Source organism: Arenimonas sp. (assembly GCF_035312645.1).
Taxonomy (GTDB): Bacteria; Pseudomonadota; Gammaproteobacteria; order Xanthomonadales; family Xanthomonadaceae; genus Arenimonas.
This window is the reverse complement of sequence record NZ_DATGBO010000140.1, coordinates 64527-81915: the sequence shown is the minus strand read 5'-3', so window position 1 is coordinate 81915 and position 17389 is coordinate 64527. Positions and strand designations below refer to the sequence as shown.

16 protein-coding genes and 1 pseudogene are annotated in these 17389 nt (G+C 63.6%); 11 read left to right on the top strand and 6 right to left on the bottom strand.

Annotated elements, in window-relative coordinates; translation table 11 throughout:
• Positions 1 to 285: hypothetical protein (locus VKM35_RS12785; RefSeq protein WP_324321429.1), on the bottom strand; the 285-nt coding region annotated here is incomplete at its 3' end.
• Positions 286 to 295: 10 nt separating this feature from the next.
• Positions 296 to 5308, bottom strand: a complete 5013-nt coding sequence (locus tag VKM35_RS12780) for an RHS repeat-associated core domain-containing protein (protein ID WP_324321427.1) — start codon at positions 5306 to 5308, stop codon at positions 296 to 298.
• 308 nt (positions 5309 to 5616) lie between these two features.
• Here VKM35_RS12780 and VKM35_RS12775 point away from each other — a divergent pair, with 308 nt between their 5' ends.
• The 4 genes from VKM35_RS12775 to VKM35_RS12760 are packed head-to-tail and all read left to right on the top strand — an operon-like array spanning position 5617 to position 9245.
• Positions 5617 to 6276, top strand: a complete 660-nt coding sequence (locus VKM35_RS12775; RefSeq protein ID WP_324321425.1) for a TetR/AcrR family transcriptional regulator — start codon at positions 5617 to 5619, stop codon at positions 6274 to 6276.
• Positions 6266 to 7222, top strand: a complete 957-nt coding sequence (locus VKM35_RS12770; protein WP_324321423.1) for an HlyD family secretion protein — start codon at positions 6266 to 6268, stop codon at positions 7220 to 7222. The genes VKM35_RS12775 and VKM35_RS12770 overlap by 11 nt, the downstream gene beginning before the upstream one ends.
• Positions 7223 to 7251: 29 nt before the next feature.
• Complete coding sequence (locus tag VKM35_RS12765) at positions 7252 to 8166, top strand: ABC transporter ATP-binding protein (protein WP_324321437.1); 915 nt, start codon at positions 7252 to 7254, stop codon at positions 8164 to 8166.
• On the top strand, positions 8163 to 9245 hold the full coding sequence (locus VKM35_RS12760; RefSeq protein WP_324321422.1) for an ABC transporter permease: 1083 nt from the start codon (positions 8163 to 8165) through the stop codon (positions 9243 to 9245). Before VKM35_RS12765 ends, VKM35_RS12760 begins: the two co-directional genes overlap by 4 nt.
• Positions 9246 to 9272: 27 nt before the next feature.
• Here VKM35_RS12760 and VKM35_RS12755 read toward each other — a convergent pair whose 3' ends face one another.
• Entirely contained in the window at positions 9273 to 9680 is a 408-nt protein-coding gene (locus VKM35_RS12755; protein WP_324321421.1) for a GFA family protein, read from the bottom strand.
• A 243-nt stretch (positions 9681 to 9923) separates the two neighbouring features.
• Between VKM35_RS12755 and VKM35_RS12750 the strand changes: the two genes are divergently transcribed.
• Together VKM35_RS12750 and VKM35_RS12745 are read left to right on the top strand one after the other, a co-directional pair.
• Positions 9924 to 10577, top strand: coding sequence for a TonB family protein (locus tag VKM35_RS12750; RefSeq protein WP_324321420.1), 654 nt, complete (start codon positions 9924 to 9926; stop codon positions 10575 to 10577).
• 90 nt (positions 10578 to 10667) lie between these two features.
• A complete protein-coding gene (locus tag VKM35_RS12745) occupies positions 10668 to 11405 on the top strand; it encodes a DUF4197 domain-containing protein (RefSeq protein WP_324321419.1) in 738 nt (245 codons plus the stop codon).
• A gap of 4 nt (positions 11406 to 11409) precedes the next feature.
• Here the strand turns inward: VKM35_RS12745 and VKM35_RS12740 are convergent, their stop codons facing one another.
• Both VKM35_RS12740 and VKM35_RS12735 read right to left on the bottom strand, forming a co-directional pair.
• A complete protein-coding gene (locus VKM35_RS12740) occupies positions 11410 to 11643 on the bottom strand; it encodes a hypothetical protein (protein WP_324321418.1) in 234 nt (77 codons plus the stop codon).
• Positions 11644 to 11710: 67 nt separating this feature from the next.
• Complete coding sequence (locus VKM35_RS12735; protein ID WP_324321417.1) at positions 11711 to 12226, bottom strand: DUF1453 domain-containing protein; 516 nt, start codon at positions 12224 to 12226, stop codon at positions 11711 to 11713.
• A gap of 130 nt (positions 12227 to 12356) precedes the next feature.
• Here VKM35_RS12735 and grxD point away from each other — a divergent pair, with 130 nt between their 5' ends.
• Both grxD and VKM35_RS12725 read left to right on the top strand, forming a co-directional pair.
• Positions 12357 to 13289 carry a Grx4 family monothiol glutaredoxin gene (grxD, locus tag VKM35_RS12730; RefSeq protein WP_324321416.1) on the top strand — a complete coding sequence of 311 codons (933 nt, stop codon included), beginning with the start codon at positions 12357 to 12359 and terminating at the stop codon, positions 13287 to 13289.
• A gap of 149 nt (positions 13290 to 13438) precedes the next feature.
• Positions 13439 to 13762 (top strand): hypothetical protein, encoded by a 324-nt coding sequence (locus tag VKM35_RS12725; RefSeq protein WP_324321415.1) that lies wholly within the window; start codon positions 13439 to 13441, stop codon positions 13760 to 13762.
• 70 nt (positions 13763 to 13832) lie between these two features.
• On the opposite strand, the gene VKM35_RS12720 is transcribed toward VKM35_RS12725, so the two are convergent.
• Entirely contained in the window at positions 13833 to 14609 is a 777-nt protein-coding gene (locus VKM35_RS12720) for an AMP nucleosidase (RefSeq protein WP_324321414.1), read from the bottom strand.
• A gap of 122 nt (positions 14610 to 14731) precedes the next feature.
• Between VKM35_RS12720 and VKM35_RS13885 the strand changes: the two are divergent.
• The 3 genes and pseudogenes from VKM35_RS13885 to VKM35_RS12710 all read left to right on the top strand — a co-directional run.
• A pseudogene (locus tag VKM35_RS13885) lies at positions 14732 to 15401 on the top strand (amidohydrolase); the annotation flags it as partial.
• On the top strand, positions 15401 to 16120 hold the full coding sequence (locus tag VKM35_RS13880) for an amidohydrolase family protein (RefSeq protein WP_414636659.1): 720 nt from the start codon (positions 15401 to 15403) through the stop codon (positions 16118 to 16120). The pseudogene VKM35_RS13885 and the gene VKM35_RS13880, both read left to right, overlap by 1 nt.
• The gene (locus tag VKM35_RS12710; RefSeq protein WP_324321413.1) at positions 16117 to 17382 is read left to right on the top strand and encodes an amidohydrolase family protein; all 1266 of its coding nucleotides are present in this window, start codon (positions 16117 to 16119) and stop codon (positions 17380 to 17382) included. The genes VKM35_RS13880 and VKM35_RS12710 overlap by 4 nt, the downstream gene beginning before the upstream one ends.
• Positions 17383 to 17389 lie beyond the last annotated feature (7 nt).

Below are 17389 nucleotides of genomic sequence, written 5' to 3'. Positions count from 1 at the left end.
GCCAGTCCAGAAAACGCCAAGAGCATATTTTGTGTCTATTTTTATTCGCCCATTTTTATATATAACTCCGGGGCAACTAAACTCATCTGTTCTAAGAAAAAAAAACTTCCCTTCAGGGTCAGAGACGCCCACCTCAACCGTTCGACCCATGCCAATATGAGCGGAGAACACCCCACTCCTTACGCCTGCATTTAACCTAGAAGCTCCATCAGCATTTGCCTGCGAAGGCCATAGTGAGCCCATTAGAAAAAAAAATAGTAAAATTCCCGAAATGGAATTTTTCACTCCGTCCTCCTCAATATTGAACGTGAAGATGAGGAGGCACTCCCTCATCCAATATTAGTGTTGCTCCAGCCACGCCAGCTGCCTCTGAAAATGCCCTTCTATTAACATCTCTCGAACGAAAATCAATCGCAGTATTCCCAAGGTGGTCCGAGATATAGACACCCCGGCCGACCTGATCACTGATAGTCCGCTCCATGGCATCTAATGGATTAGATTTGCTTATTTTTGCTGATCGATAGCTATTTAGTATTTCCATCGCAGCCGCATGGTTTCGATAAATTCTAACTCCCTCCCCATGTCTAATCTTATAGAGCATACGACTGGCCTGTTCCCGTGGCGTTCTCAGGCCGTCAGTAACAATTAATTTATTACCTGTAATCCGACTATATTCGTCAGCTTGGTTTGAAACGACCGTTTCCTGGGCAGAATTGATTCTTACGCCCGGCTTCAGAACATAGTTGGGCGGTGGTGCCCAAGTTCGCGAATCTATTGGGCCAATACTTGTAACAGACGGCCCTCCGCCGCGAACTGCACCACTCCCATCGCATCCATCTACTCCACAAACATTGTAAGTCAGCCCCGAAATCTGCCGCCCATCCGGATCCGTAAACCGATACGGATTATTGGCCGCATAGTTGTAGCGATTGAAGTTCCAGGCCGTATTGGTATCGGCCGCCATCGGATCCGCGGAGAGGAACCTGCCGATCTGCGGATCGTAGTAGCGCTGCTGCATGTAGGTCAGGCCGGTGTCGTGATCCATGACGTGGCCGGTGTAGCCGGTGCCATCAATGTTTGTTGAGCCGTAGGCTTCGCCATACGGTGCGTAGGTGTTGCGTTTGACGATATGCGCGTCGGCATCGGTCTCGGCGACCGGACTACCGAGCGCATCGGTGTGCTGATAGCGCAGGGTCGTGGTGCCCGTGCCCCAGGCGACGTTGCGCGTGGCGACCTGCGTGTTGCCCAGGTAGACATAGCTCAGGTTCTGGCTACGTCGCGCTTCCGAGGTGTACAACACCTGCCCGCTCTGGCTGTAGATCCAGTATGTGGCGGTGCTGTTGGCATCGGTGGTCTGCACACGGCGGCCCTGACCGTCGTAGCGATAGGTCTGCTGGCCGGTGACCTGGTTCAGGCGGTTGGCGCTGTCGAACACGAAGGCCTGCGTGTTCTTGCTGGTGGTGTTGCCCTGGGCGTCGTAGCCAAGCGTGAACAGCGTCGCGCCGGCCGGGCTCTTGATGGTGCTCAGGCGCTGCGTGATCGCGTCGTAGGTGTAGCGGTACTGCCGCGCGCCCTGATCAGCACGGCGAAGATTGTCGAGCGGATCGTAGGCATAGGTGGCATTGCCCCACTGGCCGGGCGAGACCGCGGTGATCAGACGATCCAGATCGTCGTAGGCCATGCCCCGCGTGGTCAGGCCACCTTGCGCCTGATCGGTGATGTCGGTGACATTGCCGTTGGCATCGAAGGCATAGCTGTCATCGAGGATGATCGTGTCGCCGCTCGGGTCGTGATGGATGTCCTGACTGCGCGCCGGCAGCTTGCGGGCGTTCTGCACCATCGTGTGTTTGATGCCATTGCCGTAGACGAAGTCGCTGATCGCGCCGTTGGCGTAATAGTGGATGGCGCTGGCATACGTTGCGCCGCCCGTCGTGCCCAGGTCGGTGACCTGTGTGGCGCGGCCCAACGCATCGGGGGTGTAGCTGACGGTACGCCCGTCCGGATACGTCAGCGCGCCCAGATGCGCGTTGGCGTTGTAGCCATAGCCCAGGGTGTAGAAGGTCGTCGCATTGGCTGAGCTCTCGCTCTCGAGCAGGCGGCGTTTGTCGTACCCGTAAGTCGTGGTGACGGTGTGGGGCGTTGGCGTACCTGGATTTACCGCCGCCAGGCTGCGAACGAGACCGTCGAGCTCATAGGTCGTGGTCAGATCAGCCGTGCGGTTGGGCGTCTCCACCGACGTCACACGATTCATGACGTCGTAGTGGCGGATCGTGCGATTGTTCGTGCCGCTGGCAAGGGTGTTGCGATCACCATTGCAGCTCGACTGCGCGGTGCTGGTGAACGCGGTGCCGTCCGCACTCCAGTCGACATTGCCGGCCGCGTCATAACTGACCACGGTCGCGCCCGATTCCGGTTGGATCGTCTTGCACAGGCGCTCGTTGTCGTCATAGACATAACTGCGCGTGGCCGCCAGCGGGCTGCCGGCATACATGCCGCTGCGGGTCACGTTCAGCGGCTTGCCCAACGACGGTTGCCGGGCAATCGTGGTGGTCACGCCTTCGGGCAGGCTGATCTGCACCGGGCTATCGGTGCTCGGGCTATCGAAGACCTGATAGCTGGTGGTGGTTTGTTTGCCGCGCGCATTGGTGCTGCGCGTCTGGAAGCCGGCCAGGTACTCGGTGGTGCTGGTGAGGATGGGTGCTGTCGGTAGTTCTGCGTCCTGCTTGCTCTGGATCGGGCGACCGAGCACGTCGTAGACCGTGGTCATTCCCTTGAGGGCATCGTTGACGCTGGTCAGCGTATCGACGGCGTAGCTGGTGAACACGGTGCGCCCCAGCGCATCAAAGCGCGTGACCACAAAACTCTTGGTGGCGGCATTGCCCGTGTCTTCGCTCAGCGTCAGCACCGGATGCCACTGCGCATCGTAGAAGGTGCTGGTTCGGCCATTGCCGGTCTGCACCACCTGCTTCCAGTGGCCAGCGGGAAGGCCGTACTCGGCCACGGCGACGGGCGCGAAGCTGCGCGTGGTGTCGTTCCAGGCCACGGTATCGCCGACTGGATAGGTGATCCGGTTCATCCGACCCATCACGTCGTAGCCGTAGTTGGTATCGGTATGCAGCTGATTGGTGACGCGGGTGATCGACCCGATCGGGCTGATCACGGCCGCGAGCGTGGTGGTGTCGGGGAAGGTGATGGCGCCGGGAATACCGCGCGTCCAACTGCCGAGCGTGGTGGCGTGGCCGAGCGGATCGGTGATCGAGAGCAAGGTGCCGTCGGTGTTGTAGGCCAACGTCTGTTGCAAGGCACCGACGCTGTAGGTGCGGATCGGCAGATCCGACGTCGCGTCGTAGTCGGTCTGGCTCATGACTTTGCCGGTGACCACATCCGTCACGGTCGCGACCTGACCGATCACCCATTTGGCGGTGTCGTGACGATAGGTCGTGGTCTCGGTGCGGCTGTAGCTGGAGGTGGGCCCGGCCAGGCCCGCGCTGCTGCGCGTGATCGTGGTCGGATCGGCGTATTGATCGAAGCCGGTGGTCGCGGGATTGTTGACCTGCCAGATGAAGTTCACGCCTTGCAACGTCGTCTGCCGCTGGATCTCGGGCAGCACGCGCTCGGTGAGGAAGGTCTCGTCGCGTGCGCCGGCCTGGCCGCGGTAGGGATTGACGCCGGCGCGGATCACGAACGCGGTCGGGCTGTTGGCGCCGCTGGGCGCGGCATAGGTGTGGGTGTCTTGCTGCAAGAACACCGGCACGCCGTTGATCACACTGCCCTGTTGCTGCTGCAGCAACTGACCTTCGTTGAGATTGGCGTCGATACCAAAGGTGTAGCGGGTCAGGTTCCCGTCGGGGGCAATCGCATCGGTGGTGATGGTCGGGGGCAAGATGCCGGCATCAATGCTGGCCTTGGCGGTGGCGCGATCGGGGGCATAACTGAACTGCCAGGTGCCCGGGGTCAGGCCCGGACCCGAGATCGTCTTCTGGCTCAGCGAGAGGGGATACGACCACTGCCCGCTGCTGCCCAGCTTGAAGCGCGACACGAAGGTGAAGTCAGCGCGCGCGCCCGCCGGATGGATGACGTAGGCGCCCGAGGCGGTGGCATCTTCGGGTGGGGCCCAGCATTCCTGTGGCGGGGTCACCGGCTCGGGGCAAAAGGGCTGGTACGGCCCGGTGGTGGTCAGGTTGGTGAGGTTGTACTGCCAGCGCGTGGCATCGGGCAGCGTGACGCCGGTCAACGTGCCATTGGTGTCGTATTGATAGGTCCAGGTGCGCGTGCCGTCGGTGACTGAGCCGATGAAGCCTTGCGCGTTGTAGGTCGGGGTGATGGTGCGGCCATCGCTGGAGGTGATGCTGATCAGGTGTGCGAAGGCATCGTTGGACCAGGTGTATTTGACCCAGTTGCCGAAGCGGTCGGTGATCTGGCTGGGCAGCAGGAACACTTCCTTGCGGTACACCTTGCGGTTGGTGGCGCCGCCTTGAATCATCGGCGTGGGCTGGGTCGGCGCAGGTGACGTGCGCGACGTGCTGGGCGCGGGGCTGGCGACCAGCGCATTGCCCGGCAAGGGGATGATCTCGTACAAGCGCGACACATCGCGCGAGGTCATCCAGTCGAAGGTGTAATGCGTGCCGTCAGGCGACACCGCTTCGAAGGCTTCGCCGCCGGCGTTGTTCTTGGTCGTGGCCAGGCACGAGAACCACCAGCGGTCCTTGGTCACCCAGTGATACGGGCCGCCGGTGCTCGGGCGCGCGGGGTTGGGCAGGGAGGCGAGCAGCATCGTCTGATCGCCGCCGGGCAGATGCAGCGTGTTGCCTTGCCAGAATTCCCAGAACAGGTAATTGCCCGTGCTGCGCGGGTTGCCGGTCGCCGCCGCGCCGTTGGTCTTGAGTTGCGAGAGCACGCTGCAGCGCGATTGCGGGGTGGTTGAGTCGATCTCCCAGCCGTTGGCCTGGGTGAAGGTGCCCGACAGATAGGGAATATCCAGATCCCAATCGCCGAAAGCGCGCAGTTGCTTACCGGTCGTGGTCGGCGTCTCGGCCGCGTTGTTGTCGTCGTTGTCCATCCCCCGGTGCCGACCCAGCGCCACGCTCAGGCCGTTGTTGCCTGGCAGATTCACATCGGTCGCACTGAAGCTGGTCACGCCGGTGTAGAAGTTGGTCTGGTCCCCGGCGAAGTTCGGACCCAAGGCATCCACCACCTCCGCCGACTTGATCCGCTTGTCGTACTCCGTCTTCGGATCGGTCGCGCTCACTGTCAGCGACCAGAGGCACGACACCATCGCGACTAATAAGGCCCAGCCCGTACGATTCATGAGACCCCCGACGCCTGCTACCCGTCTGCAGCCTCCCGTGCGCCGCGTTCGGCAACCATCAGGAAATCCCCATAGGGCGTGTCAGAAACGACGCGCAGGCGCCCTCAGATAAGCGCCAGAATCTCGAGTCCGAAAAAAAAGCGGGCTCTGCGCCGCAAGTCTTGGCGTCTTTCGGCAATCCATTGCATGGCAAGCCCGCGACACATTCGCTCCGAGGCACGCCAAAAATTTGTCCCTTCAAATGGAGAGACCGGAAATACCAAGGGGAAAATTCTTGACCTTAAATTAATTGCATGTATAAATAAATAATGTCCCCGCCCCGCAAGCCCATTTCGATTCCACGCCGCCCCGGCCGCCCCAATCAGGACGCCGCGGACCTGCGCCAGCACCTGCTTGACGTCGCGCTGGCCCGCTTCGTCAGCGACGGCATCGGCAATACAAGCCTGCGCAGCATCGCCAAAGCGGCGGGCGTGACGCCGGCGCTGGTCAGCTACTACTTCGGCAATCGGGATCTTCTGGTCGGCGCGATTTTCGAGGAGCGGCTGATGCCGGTATTCGCGGAACTGCTGTCGATGCTTGCCGGCAAAAATCCGGATGACCTCGTGCGCGGCTTCGTCGAAGGCATGCATCGTCTGGTCGAATATCACCCGTGGTTGCCGGTGCTGTGGGTCCGTGAAATCCTCAATGACGGCGGCGCGCTGCGCGAACTTCTGCTAACGCATATCGCGCCAAAACTGCCGCAGATGCTGGCGGCGCGTTTCGCCGAGGCGCAGCGCGCGGGCCATCTCAATGCCGATCTCGATCCGCGCCTGTTGATGGTGTCGCTGATCGGCCTGACTTTGTTTCCACTCGCGGCCAGACCGATCTGGAGCCGCGTGTTCAACGCCAGCGACATCGACAACCAACAGCTGCAGAAGCACACGCTCGCCCTGCTCGAGCGTGGACTGGAGAACACCCATGCGCCTTGATCACCTACTCATTGCATCGGCCGTCTGCGTGGGACTGGCAGGCTGCGGATCGAAAGCCGATCCAGTGTTGCTGGGCACCCTCGAGTGGGATCGCATCGCCCTGCCCGCGGAAGCAAGCGAGCCGGTATTGACGCTCGCGGTGAAGGAAGGCGATCAGGTCGGCGCCGGCCAGTTGCTGCTGACGTTGGATGGCCGACGCATGGATGCAAAACTCGCACAGGCACAGGCGCAGGTGGCGCAACAACAGGCGCAACTCGCGGAGCTCGTGCACGGTGCGCGCAGCGAGCAGCTCGATGCCGCCCGCGCCGCGCTTGCCAGCGCGCAGGCGGGTCGCATCGAAGCCGACAAGCAGTTCAGGCGCCAGGCCGATCTGGCCGCGAAACAACTGGTCGCGCGCGCCACGCTCGATACCGCCCGCGCCACCCGCGATCGCGCCGATGCGCAAGTCGCGACGGCGGAAGCGCAATTGCGCGAACTCACCCACGGCACGCGCGTCGAGCAAGTGGAACAGGCGGAGGCGGCGCTGGCAGCAGCGAAATCCGCACGCGATGAAATCCAGTTGAACCGCAGCAAGCTCGATGTGCGTGCGCCACGTGCCGGTCGCATCGATGCTCTGCCGTTCAAGCCTGGCGACCAGCCACCGATCAACGCCAGCGTCGCCAGCCTGCTGGTCGGCGATGCGCCGTATGCGCGCGTGTTTGTGCCCGCCAGCCAGCGCGCCGGCCTGCGCGATGGCGAGAAATTCCTGGTGCGCGCGAAAGGCATCGACCACGACCTTGCCGCGCACTTGCGCAGCGTCGCCAGCGAGCCCGCATTCACGCCTTACTACGCCCTCACCGGCGACGACGCGAGCCGCCTCGTCTATCGCGCCGAGCTCGTCATCGATGCGATCGATGGCAAAACTCTACCCGCGGGCCTGCCGGTCGAAGCGCGACCCGCGCAGTGAGCATCAATGCTGCCAGCACGAGCCTGGTAATCCAGGCGCGCGGCCTGACCCGCCGCTTCGGTGATCTGGTTGCGGTCGATCATGTCGATCTGTCGATTTCTCGCGGCCAGGTCTACGGTTTTCTCGGCCCGAACGGTTCAGGCAAATCGACGACGCTGCGCATGCTCTGCGGCCTGCTCACTCCGACCAGCGGCGAAGTGCAGGTACTCGGCCTGCGCATTCCCGAACAGGCCGAAGCGCTGAAGCGACGCATCGGCTACATGACGCAGAAATTTTCCCTGTACGAAGATCTGACCATCCTGGAAAACCTGCAGTTTCTCGCGGCGATCCACGACCTTCCGCGCGCAAAGATCAAAGCACGCGTCGACGAAATGATCGAGCGCTACCACTTCGGCGATCGCCGCGGACAGCTCGCCGGCACCTTGTCCGGCGGTCAGAAGCAGCGGCTCGCGCTGGCATGCTCGGTGTTGCACGAACCCGAGCTGCTGCTTCTCGACGAGCCGACCAGCGCCGTCGATCCGGAATCGCGCCGGGATTTCTGGGCCAACCTGTTCGAACTCGCCGACGCCGGCACCACGCTGCTGGTATCGACGCATTACATGGATGAAGCCGAGCGCTGCCATCGCCTGGCGATCCTCGAAAGCGGTCGCCTCGTTGCCGACGACACACCGCAGGCCTTGTGCGCCGCTTTGCCCGGACGCGTCTGGCGCATCCACACGGCGCAGACACGTCAGGCCGAGAAAAATCTGCGCAGCCATGCCGAGGTTCTCGGCGTCGCGCAGATAGGCACTGACCTGCGCGTGCTCGCGGCGACGTCGCTGGACGAAGCGGCGCTTCGTCGCCTGCTGCCCGACGGCGACGCCGTGAACATCGAGGCGGTGACGCCGAATCTCGAAGACGTGTTCGTCGCTGCCACCAAGCTCGGTCGCGCGGAGGCCGCATGAATTTCACGCGACTGTTCGCGATCGTGATCAAGGAGCTGCGCCAGCTGCGCCGCGACCGCATCACCTTCGGCATGATCCTTGGCATTCCGACCCTGCAGCTGCTGTTGTTTGGTTTTGCGATCAATCTCGACATCCGCCATATCGATGCCGGCGTGGTCGATCAGGCGCAGACCGCGCATTCGCGGGAGATCCTCGCCGGCCTCGACGCCACCGGCGTGATGACAGTGCGCGCACAGGTGACCACGCCCGAGCAACTGCAGACGCTGATGCGCCGCGGCCGGATCAGCATCGGCCTGGTGATTCCTCCCGATCTCGAACGACGCCTGGAAACGCGCGATCGCCCGGCCTTGCAGGTGATGGTCGACGGCTCCGATCAGACCGTGCAGGCCGCCGCGCGACAACTTGCGGTGATGCCGCTGCCGGGAATGCGCGCCAACTATCAAGGTGTGGAAGTGGTGAATTTCTACAATCCGGAACGCCGTGCGCCGGTCAACACCGTGCCCGGTCTGATCGGCGTGATCCTGACCATGACGCTGGTGATGTTCACGGCGATGGCGCTGGTGCGCGAGCGCGAACGCGGCAATCTCGAGATGCTGATCGCGACGCCGGTCTCGCCGTGGGAGTTGACCATTGGCAAGGTGCTGCCTTTCATCGCGATCGGGCTGGTGCAGGTGACGGTGGTGCTGACCCTGGGCAAGCTGGTGTTCGCCGTGCCGATCCGCGGCAGCCTGCTGGAGGTCTATGCCGCGGCGCTGCTTTTCATCATCGCCAATCTTTCGCTGGGCATTTTTATTTCTACGCTGGCCAAGAGCCAGTTCCAGGCGATGCAGATGGCGTTCTTCACGCTGCTGCCGCAGATCCTGTTGTCGGGCTTCATGTTTCCGTATGCCGGCATGCCGCGGGCGGCGCAGTGGCTGTCGGAAGTGTTGCCGATGACGCATTTCATCCGTCTGATCCGCGGCATCATGCTGCGCGGCGCGGAGCTGACCGATTTGCCGAACGATCTGCTGGCGCTCGCGGCGATCGCCACAGTGCTGCTGATCATCTCGACGCGGCGGATCAGCAAACGGCTGGATTGAACACTGCGATCTTCTGTTGCGGGAACATCATCCCCGTGACAAATGCGCAAGCTCGCCGGCATTGCGCTCCCATTCGCGGCCATCGAATGGCTCGACGATGAGCTCGTCCACTTCGCCATCGTCCAGGCAACGCGCATTGACATCGATGCCATCGGGATTGGAGCGCGGCACGTAGAAACTCTTGATGCCGCAGACGCGGCAGAAGCGATGTTTTGCGACGCCAGTGTTGAAGGTATATTCGATCAGGTCGTCGTGCCCGGCCAGCAGGCGAAACCGCGCCGCCGGCACGATCAGATGCCAGAAGCCGCTCATCCGGCAAAGCGAACAGTTGCAGTCCTGCACCGTCAGCACGACGGGCGCATCGACCTCAAAACGCACGCGCCGGCAATGGCAGCCGCCGCGGTAGGTTTTCAATATGGGCTCGGCTTCGGTCATTGGATCGATCTTCCTGTTTGCGTCGCCGGGATCGCGCGTCTGCGCAGAGCGACGGGGTGAATGCCGTTTCGCTTTCCCGACCGTTCGAATCTAGGACGGGACACCCGCAAGCGCAACTGCACCCAGCGCATGGCGACGATCAGTCCATGCGCTACCGATGCCGATGCGTATTCGGTGCCCCGGGGCTAACCCCGCCGGACGAAAGCAGGCGTTCCCGCCTGTGACCAACCCCGGAGGTGTCCCATGGTTCGCAGCCAAACCGCAGTCCCCACCCTGTCCCTGGATGGCAAGCGCATCGCCGCCAACAGCGTCGTCATCGCCTTGCACGTTGCTGCGCTGATGATGCTGCTGGCGCCGGTGCAGACACCGATGTCGACCACGATGGATGAGCCCGAGATGCAGGTCGTCCAGGTCGATGAGGTCAAGCCGATTCAACCTCCGCCGCCGACGCCCACCAGCGATCCCAAGCCGCATCCGCAGCCGCCCAGCCATGCGTCGACGCCCATCGCGCAGATCGCACCGCCATCCGAGATCACCTACACCGACGGCACCGAACAAGCGATTCCGGACACCGGCCAGCAAGTCGATGTCGATACCGACGTCGGCCCGTCCGAACCGGCGCTGGCCGCGCTGACCACCGACCGCGCGCCGGCGCCGCCCTATCCGCCGATGGCATTGCGTCGTGGCATCACTGGCACGGTGGTGTTGCTGGTTCTGGTCGGTGCCGATGGCGCGCCGCTCGATGTCAGCGTTGAGCAGAGCAGCGGCTCGAAGTTGCTCGACGAGGCCGCGCAGAAATTCGTGCGCAGTCACTGGCATTTCAATCCGGCGTTGCAAGGCAGCATCGCGATCAGCGCCTACGCGCGGGTGCCGATCAACTTCACGCTGGGTCGCTGATCCGCCTCCGGTGTCGGCCCCGAGCCGGCGACGGTTCGCGGGGATGCGGTCGCGGCGCTAGGATGGCAGCTTCAGCCGAAGGAGCTCGCCATGCGTTTGCCCACGATCGTGCTTGCCTGTGCCATCACCACAGCGCTGGGCATTTCCAGCGTTTCGGCCAACTCCCTGAAGCACAAACTCCAGCAAGCGCTGCAAAAATCCTCGGCGACCACCGGCAATCCCAGCCAGGCCGAAGCCGCTGGCGGCATCAAGGAAGCCCTCGCGCAGGGCGTGAACCGCGCGATCACCCAACTCGGGCACAAGGATGGTTTCCAGGGCGATCCGCTGGTGCGCATCCTTGTGCCGGAAAAGATCCGCTCGCTCACCGACACTGCGCGGCGCTTGGGCGCCGGCAAGAAAGTCGACGAGTTCGAGTTGTCGATGAATCGCGCCGCCGAGCAGGCCATCCCGGTCGCGGCGAATATCTTTTCCGATGCGGTACGGCAGATGACGGTGCAGGATGCCGTCAACATCGTGCGTGGCCCCGATGACGCCGGCACACAATTCTTCCGCCGCGTCACCAGCGATACGTTGCGCGCGAAATTCCAGCCGATCATCGCCAATGCCACCGCGCAGACCGGCGTGACCCAGCGCTACAAATCGATGCTGGGAAAAAACCAGGGCCTGGGCAATCTGCTCGGCGGCAACCAGAACCTCGACCTCGACTCCTACGTCACCAACAAGGCCATGGACGGGCTGTTTTTCTACGTCGCGCAGCAGGAAAAAGACATCCGGCGCGACCCGCTCAAGCGCACTACCAGCCTGCTCAAGAAAGTCTTCGGCGGCTGAGGACTCAGGCCAGCAAGGGCCGGATCGCGAGGAACACCGCCGCGCATCCGGCCACGCCGCAGGCAACGGCGGCGATCAACGAACCGATGTAAAGACTTTTCCCCATGAAGCGCTGGCGCGGCGTCAGCGAGTGATAGTTGGCGCCGTACGCGGAAGTTGACGACAGGCAGAGGAAGGCGAAGAACACGCTGCCCATCGCCAGCATCACCGCCAGGATCAGCCACAGCCACCAGGTCATCGCTGCGCTCCGCGGCGATCGCTGTTCAAAGACGCTCCGCCCGATGCGGACGGTTTCGGCAACGGCTTCATTTCACCAGTGTCGCGATCGCTTCCGGCTTGCTCGCGCGCAACCGCAGCAGCACGCCGGCATTGAAGCAGAGGTAGTAACCGACCAGCGTGCCAGCGATGACGAAGGTCAGCGGCGACAGCTGCGCCATCGGATCGCCGCCGATCTGCGTGGCCACGCCCTGGACCAGGAAGCGGTAGGCAAGCCGGCCGACCAGCACCGCGCTCAAGGCCATGCCCATGTAGATATTCGGCGTATAGAACAGGCCGGTCGCGCGATAGTCGAAATGCGCCAGCTTCAGTCCCCAGAGCGCGAGGACGGCACCTCCCGCCATGCCCGCGAGAGCGCCAAGCCCCACCGGCACTTTGACCAGCAGCAAGGTGCTCATCAGCAACGCGACCAGGGCGAGGAAAACTACGCGTACCCAGACCCGGGTCGGCCGCACCTGCTGCACACCGAAATTCCTGCGGAAGCGCCGGTACACACTGAACACCAGCAAGGGCCCGACGACGAAGGGGAGATAGGGCGCGGCCATGGGCGACTCGGGACGAAAGAGGCGGCAAGTATCGCCGAATCGGCCGCGCCCCGACCATGCTGGAAGTGATGGCCGCCGTGCCCCGGTGCCGACGCGGGTAAAATGCGCGCCTGTCCTTCCGGAGCCACCCATGTCCCTGAGTCCCGAACTGCGCGCGCGCATCGAGCAAACCCTGCAGGCCCATCACGTCGTGCTGTTCATGAAGGGTGATCCGGCGTCGCCGCGCTGCGGTTTTTCCGCGAAGGCGGTCGGCATCCTCGACGGCCTCGTGCCCGGCTACGGCAGCGTCGATGTTCTCGCCGACCCCGAGATCCGCGAAGGCATCAAGGAATACGGGCAGTGGCCGACGATCCCGCAGTTGTATGTCGGCGGTGAACTGATCGGCGGCAGCGACATCATCGAGCAGATGTTGAACTCAGGTGAGCTGCACGAAGTGCTCGGCCTGCCCGCGCCCGATCGTCGCGCACCGCAGCTGCATATCAGTGCCGAAGCCGCCGCGGCGATCGAACGCGCGATCGCCAATACCGAGCCCGGCATCGGCCTGCACCTGTCGGTGGATCCGCGCTTCAACGCGCAATTCCAGCTCAAACCGGTGACCGGGCAGGAGATCGTCAGCGAGTCGGCCGGCATCCGCGTGCACTTCGACCTGGCCAGCGCGCCGCGCGCCGAAGGCATCCGCATCGACTGGGTCGAGGACGTTCGCGGCTCGGGTCTGGCGATCCACAACCCGAATGCACCGCCCGCCGTGCAAGCGCTGTCGGTGCAGGATCTTTCCGCGCAAATGCTTGCCGGTGCGGCACCTGTCGTCATCGACGTGCGTCCCGCTGCCGCACGAAAACAGGCGGGTTTTCCCGGTGCGCACGAGGTTCTCGACGAGGATAGCCACGATCGCCTCGCCGCATTGCCCAAGCAAACGCCGCTCGCTTTCCTCTGCCACCACGGCAATTCCAGCCGCCAGGCCGCCGAGCATTTCCGTGGCCTGGGCTTCACTTCGGTGTTCAATATCGAGGGTGGACTGGATGCCTGGGCCGTCGAAATCGACCCGTCGGTGCCGCGTTATTGAGGCCGTACCGGCAAAACCTCCTGTGAACCGCCCGCGGCCCATTCGTGACGGGGCGCACCTGTGCAGTTAGAGTAAACATGCAAACATCGCAAGATGGCCACGAAATGTGGCACCAGGATGGCAGTGCCATGGTTCACAGGGGGTTCTCGATGAAGACCATTTCCACGCTCGCGATCTGTATTCTGCTGACCGCCTGCGGCGGCAGCGGCGGCGGCGGCAAGAACGACATCGCGGCCACGGCCTGCGATGCCTATGCCAAGAGCCAGCTGGCCGACAAGCCTTACAAGCTCGATCTCGGCGCGCTCGCGGCCAGCATGAAGGACGACGGCACCGGCTCGATGCTGCTCACCGCCCCGATCGTCATCAACCCGGGCGTGCCCTCGGCGGAGAGCAAGCAAAGCCTCGAATGCCAGGTGCGCTTCACCGCCGGCAAGGCCCAGCCCGACGTCACCCGGATGCAATTCATCTGGTGACGCAATAAAAAAAGCCCGGCGATTGCCGGGCTTTTTTCATGGCTGCTTATGCTGGTCAAAACAACGACGATTACTCGTCGAAGCGCAGATGCTTGACCGATTTGCCGTGGCGCCGGATCAGCTTCAGCGCCTCGATGCCGACGTTGATGTGCGCCTCGACGAAATTCTCGGTCACCTTCTTGTCGGAGGCTTCGGTCTTCACGCCTTCGGGAATCATCGGCTGATCCGACACCAGCAGCAGCGCGCCGGTTGGGATCGAATTCGCGAAGCCGGTGGCGAAGATCGTCGCGGTCTCCATGTCGATCGCCATGCAGCGGGTCTTGCGCAGGTATTCCTTGAAGTCCTCGTCGTGCTCCCAGACGCGGCGGTTGGTGGTGTACACCGTCCCGGTCCAGTAGTCGTGGCCGAGGTCGCGGATCATCGTCGACACCGCGCGCTGCAGCGCAAAGGCCGGCAGGGCCGGAACTTCCGGCAGCAGGTAATCGTTGGAGGTTCCCTCGCCGCGGATCGCCGCGATCGGCAGGATCAGGTCGCCGAGCTCGTTCTTGCGCTTGAGTCCGCCGCATTTGCCCAGAAACAGCACCGCCTTCGGCGGCAGCGCGCTGAGCAGGTCCATCACCGTCGCGGCGTTGGCGCTGCCCATGCCGAAATTGATCATGGTGATGCCATCGAAAGTCGCGCTCGGCATCGGCCGGTCCAGGCCGACGATCTCGGCGCCGGTCAGGCGCGCGAAGGTGTTGAGATAACCGCCGAAGTTGGTCAGCAGGATATGTTCGCCGAACGCTTCCAGCGGCAGACCCGTGTAGCGCGGCAACCAGTTGCTGACGATCTCGTTCTTGTCCTTCATTCTTTTTCTCTCCGTATTTTCGCGGCCATTTTGCCACGTCCGGCCCGGGCCGTATGCCGAAAGTCACTGTTGGCAAGCACCGGCGCAGGGGCTACGGTGACTCCGCCACCGGGGGAGTGTCCATGTTCCGAACCATGCTTGTCGTCGCGCTCGCGACGCTGACGGTGACCGCGTCCGCGGCGACCACCGATCCCTATCCCAGCACTTATCACGCGATCGCCTCGGGTCCGGTACTGATCCGCAATGCCACCGTGTTGACCGGCACCGGCACGCGCCTGGATGGCGCCGACGTGCTGATGTCCGACGGCCGCATCATCGGCGTCGGCAAGAATCTCGACGCACCGAACGATGCGCGCGTGATCGACGCTACCGGCAAATGGGTGACGCCCGGCATCATCGACGTGCATTCGCATCTCGGCGTCTACGCCAGCCCCGGCGTCAGCGCGAACGACGACGGCAACGAGGCCACCAGCCCGGTCACGCCCAACGTCTGGGCCGAACATTCGATCTGGCCGCAAGACCCCGGCTTCGCGACCGCGCTTGCCGGCGGCGTCACTGCGATGCAGATCCTGCCGGGCTCGGCCAACCTCATCGGCGGACGCGGCGTGACCATCAAAAACGTCTACGCCAACACCTACCAGGCGATGAAATTTCCCGGCGCGCCCTGGGGCCTGAAAATGGCCTGCGGCGAAAATCCCAAGCGCGTCTACGGCGCCAAGGGCAGCGCGCCGTCCACGCGCATGGGCAATGTCGCCGGCTATCGTGCGGCGTTCATCGATGCCCAGACCTACATGCGCGCCTGGGACAAATACGAAGCCGGAAAAAAAGATTCCGGCAAGGGCAAGAAAGGCGACGACAAGAAAGGCGATGACGATCCGCCGGCGCGCGACCTCGCCAAGGAAACCCTGGTCGGCGTGATGAAAGGCGAGATCCGCGTGCACATCCACTGCTATCGCGCCGACGAGATGAGCACCATGCTCGATCTCGCCAAGGAATTCGGTTTCAAGATCTCCGCATTCCATCACGGCGTCGAGGCCTACAAGATCGCCGATCGCCTCGCCGCCGAAGGCGTCTGCGGCGCGCTCTGGGCCGACTGGTGGGGCTTCAAGATGGAGTCGCTGGACGGCATCGAGGAAAACCTCGCGTTGGTGGATCGCCCCGTCAACAGTTGCGCGATCGTGCACTCGGATTCGCCCGAAGGCATCCAGCGCCTGAATCAGGAGGCCGCGAAAGCGATGGCGCACGGCGCCGCCGTCGGCATCGATATTCCACCCGAACGCGCGATCCGCTGGCTGACCGCGAATCCGGCGAAAGCCCTCGGCATCGATACGCAAACCGGTTCGCTGGAGGTCGGCAAGATGGCCGACGTGGTGATCTGGAACGGCACGCCCTTCAGCGTCTACGCGCATGCCGAGAAAGTCTTCATCGACGGCGCCCTGCTCTACGATCGCAGCAATCCGAAGCTGCAGCCGAAATCCGACTTCATGCTCGGCCAGGAGGTGGCGCCATGAAGCAGCTCGCGCTTTCCCTGCTACTGCTCACCGGCGCGGCCTCGGCGCAGGACGTGTTGATCCGGCACGCCACCGTACACACCGCCGGCGTGCGCGGCACGCTCAAGAATGCCGACGTGCTGGTGCAAGGCGGCATCATCCGCGCCGTCGGTCCCGGCCTGCTCGTGCCGCCGGGCGTGCCCGTGGTCGAAGCCGGCGGCAAGCCGCTGAGCCCGGGGTTGTTCGCGGGCCTCGGCGATATCGGCCTGGAAGAAGTCTCCGGCGAGGACAGCACCGTCGACGGCGCGCAGTCGTTCGGCGGCAATGGCCTCGCGCCGCAGATGCGTCCGGAGTTCGACGTCACCGTCGCCTTCAACCCGCATTCGATGCTGATCCCGGTCGCGCGCATGGATGGCCTCACCTTCAGTGCGCTCGCCGCCAATCCCACCGGCGGCGGCAGCCTGGTCGCCGGGCAAGGCGGCGTCGTTCGTCTTGATGGCGACTATGCCAATCCGCTCGGCGGGCGACAGTTGTATGTGAGCCTCGGCAGCAGCGCCGATTCCCTCGGCGGCAAATCGCGCGCCGCGCAATTCATGCTGCTCGACCAGGCCCTGCGCGAAGCCCGCGGCCTCACGCCGTATGGCTCGCCGTATGCGCTGCTCACGCCGGCCGGGCGCGAGACGCTGGCGAAATACCTGCTCGGCGGCCGCGTGCTGTTCAACGTCGATCGCGCCGCCGACATCCACCAGGTTTTGCTGTTCGCCCGCCGCAACGGCCTCCGTCCGATCATCGTCAGCGGCGCCGAGGCGTGGGTCGTGGCGAAGGAATTGGCCGCGGCGAACGTGCCGGTGATCCTCGACTCGTTGCAGAATCTCCCCTCGAGTTTCGATGCCATCGGCTCGCGCCTCGACAACGCCGCGCTGCTGCACAAGGCCGGCGTGCGCGTAGCTTTCACGCAGTTCGAATTCGCTTCGCACAACGCCCGCAAGGTGCGCCAGGAAGCCGGCAACGCGGTCGCCAACGGCCTGCCCTGGGAAGCCGGCCTCGCCGGTCTCACCAGCGTGCCGGCGAACGCGCTCGGCGTCGGCGACAAGGTCGGCCGCATCGAACCGGGACTGATCGCCGATCTCGTGCTGTGGACCGGCGATCCGCTGGAAGTCACCACGTTGGCGTCGCAGGTATGGATGGCCGGCAAACCGATGCCGATGCGCTCGCGCCAGACGCAATTGCGCGATCGTTATCTGCAGGCGCCGGACGCGCTACCGCGCGCCTATTCGCACTGACGGAGAC

Excerpts from the sequence above, each read along its gene's own strand:
- grxD (WP_324321416.1), top strand. The coding sequence starts at position 12,357 with ATGTCCCTGAGTCCCGAACTGCGCGCGCGCATCGAGCAAACCCTGCAG.
- VKM35_RS12740 (WP_324321418.1), bottom strand. The coding sequence starts at position 11,643 with ATGACCTGGTGGCTGTGGCTGATCCTGGCGGTGATGCTGGCGATGGGC.
- VKM35_RS12775 (WP_324321425.1), top strand. The coding sequence starts at position 5,617 with ATGTCCCCGCCCCGCAAGCCCATTTCGATTCCACGCCGCCCCGGCCGC.
- VKM35_RS12770 (WP_324321423.1), top strand. The coding sequence starts at position 6,266 with ATGCGCCTTGATCACCTACTCATTGCATCGGCCGTCTGCGTGGGACTG.
- VKM35_RS12760 (WP_324321422.1), top strand. The coding sequence starts at position 8,163 with ATGAATTTCACGCGACTGTTCGCGATCGTGATCAAGGAGCTGCGCCAG.
- VKM35_RS13880 (WP_414636659.1), top strand. The coding sequence starts at position 15,401 with ATGCGCGCCTGGGACAAATACGAAGCCGGAAAAAAAGATTCCGGCAAG.
- VKM35_RS12750 (WP_324321420.1), top strand. The coding sequence starts at position 9,924 with ATGGTTCGCAGCCAAACCGCAGTCCCCACCCTGTCCCTGGATGGCAAG.
- VKM35_RS12735 (WP_324321417.1), bottom strand. The coding sequence starts at position 12,226 with ATGGCCGCGCCCTATCTCCCCTTCGTCGTCGGGCCCTTGCTGGTGTTC.
- VKM35_RS12745 (WP_324321419.1), top strand. The coding sequence starts at position 10,668 with ATGCGTTTGCCCACGATCGTGCTTGCCTGTGCCATCACCACAGCGCTG.
- VKM35_RS12725 (WP_324321415.1), top strand. The coding sequence starts at position 13,439 with ATGAAGACCATTTCCACGCTCGCGATCTGTATTCTGCTGACCGCCTGC.
- VKM35_RS12720 (WP_324321414.1), bottom strand. The coding sequence starts at position 14,609 with ATGAAGGACAAGAACGAGATCGTCAGCAACTGGTTGCCGCGCTACACG.
- VKM35_RS12755 (WP_324321421.1), bottom strand. The coding sequence starts at position 9,680 with ATGACCGAAGCCGAGCCCATATTGAAAACCTACCGCGGCGGCTGCCAT.
- VKM35_RS12710 (WP_324321413.1), top strand. The coding sequence starts at position 16,117 with ATGAAGCAGCTCGCGCTTTCCCTGCTACTGCTCACCGGCGCGGCCTCG.
- VKM35_RS12780 (WP_324321427.1), bottom strand. The coding sequence starts at position 5,308 with ATGAATCGTACGGGCTGGGCCTTATTAGTCGCGATGGTGTCGTGCCTC.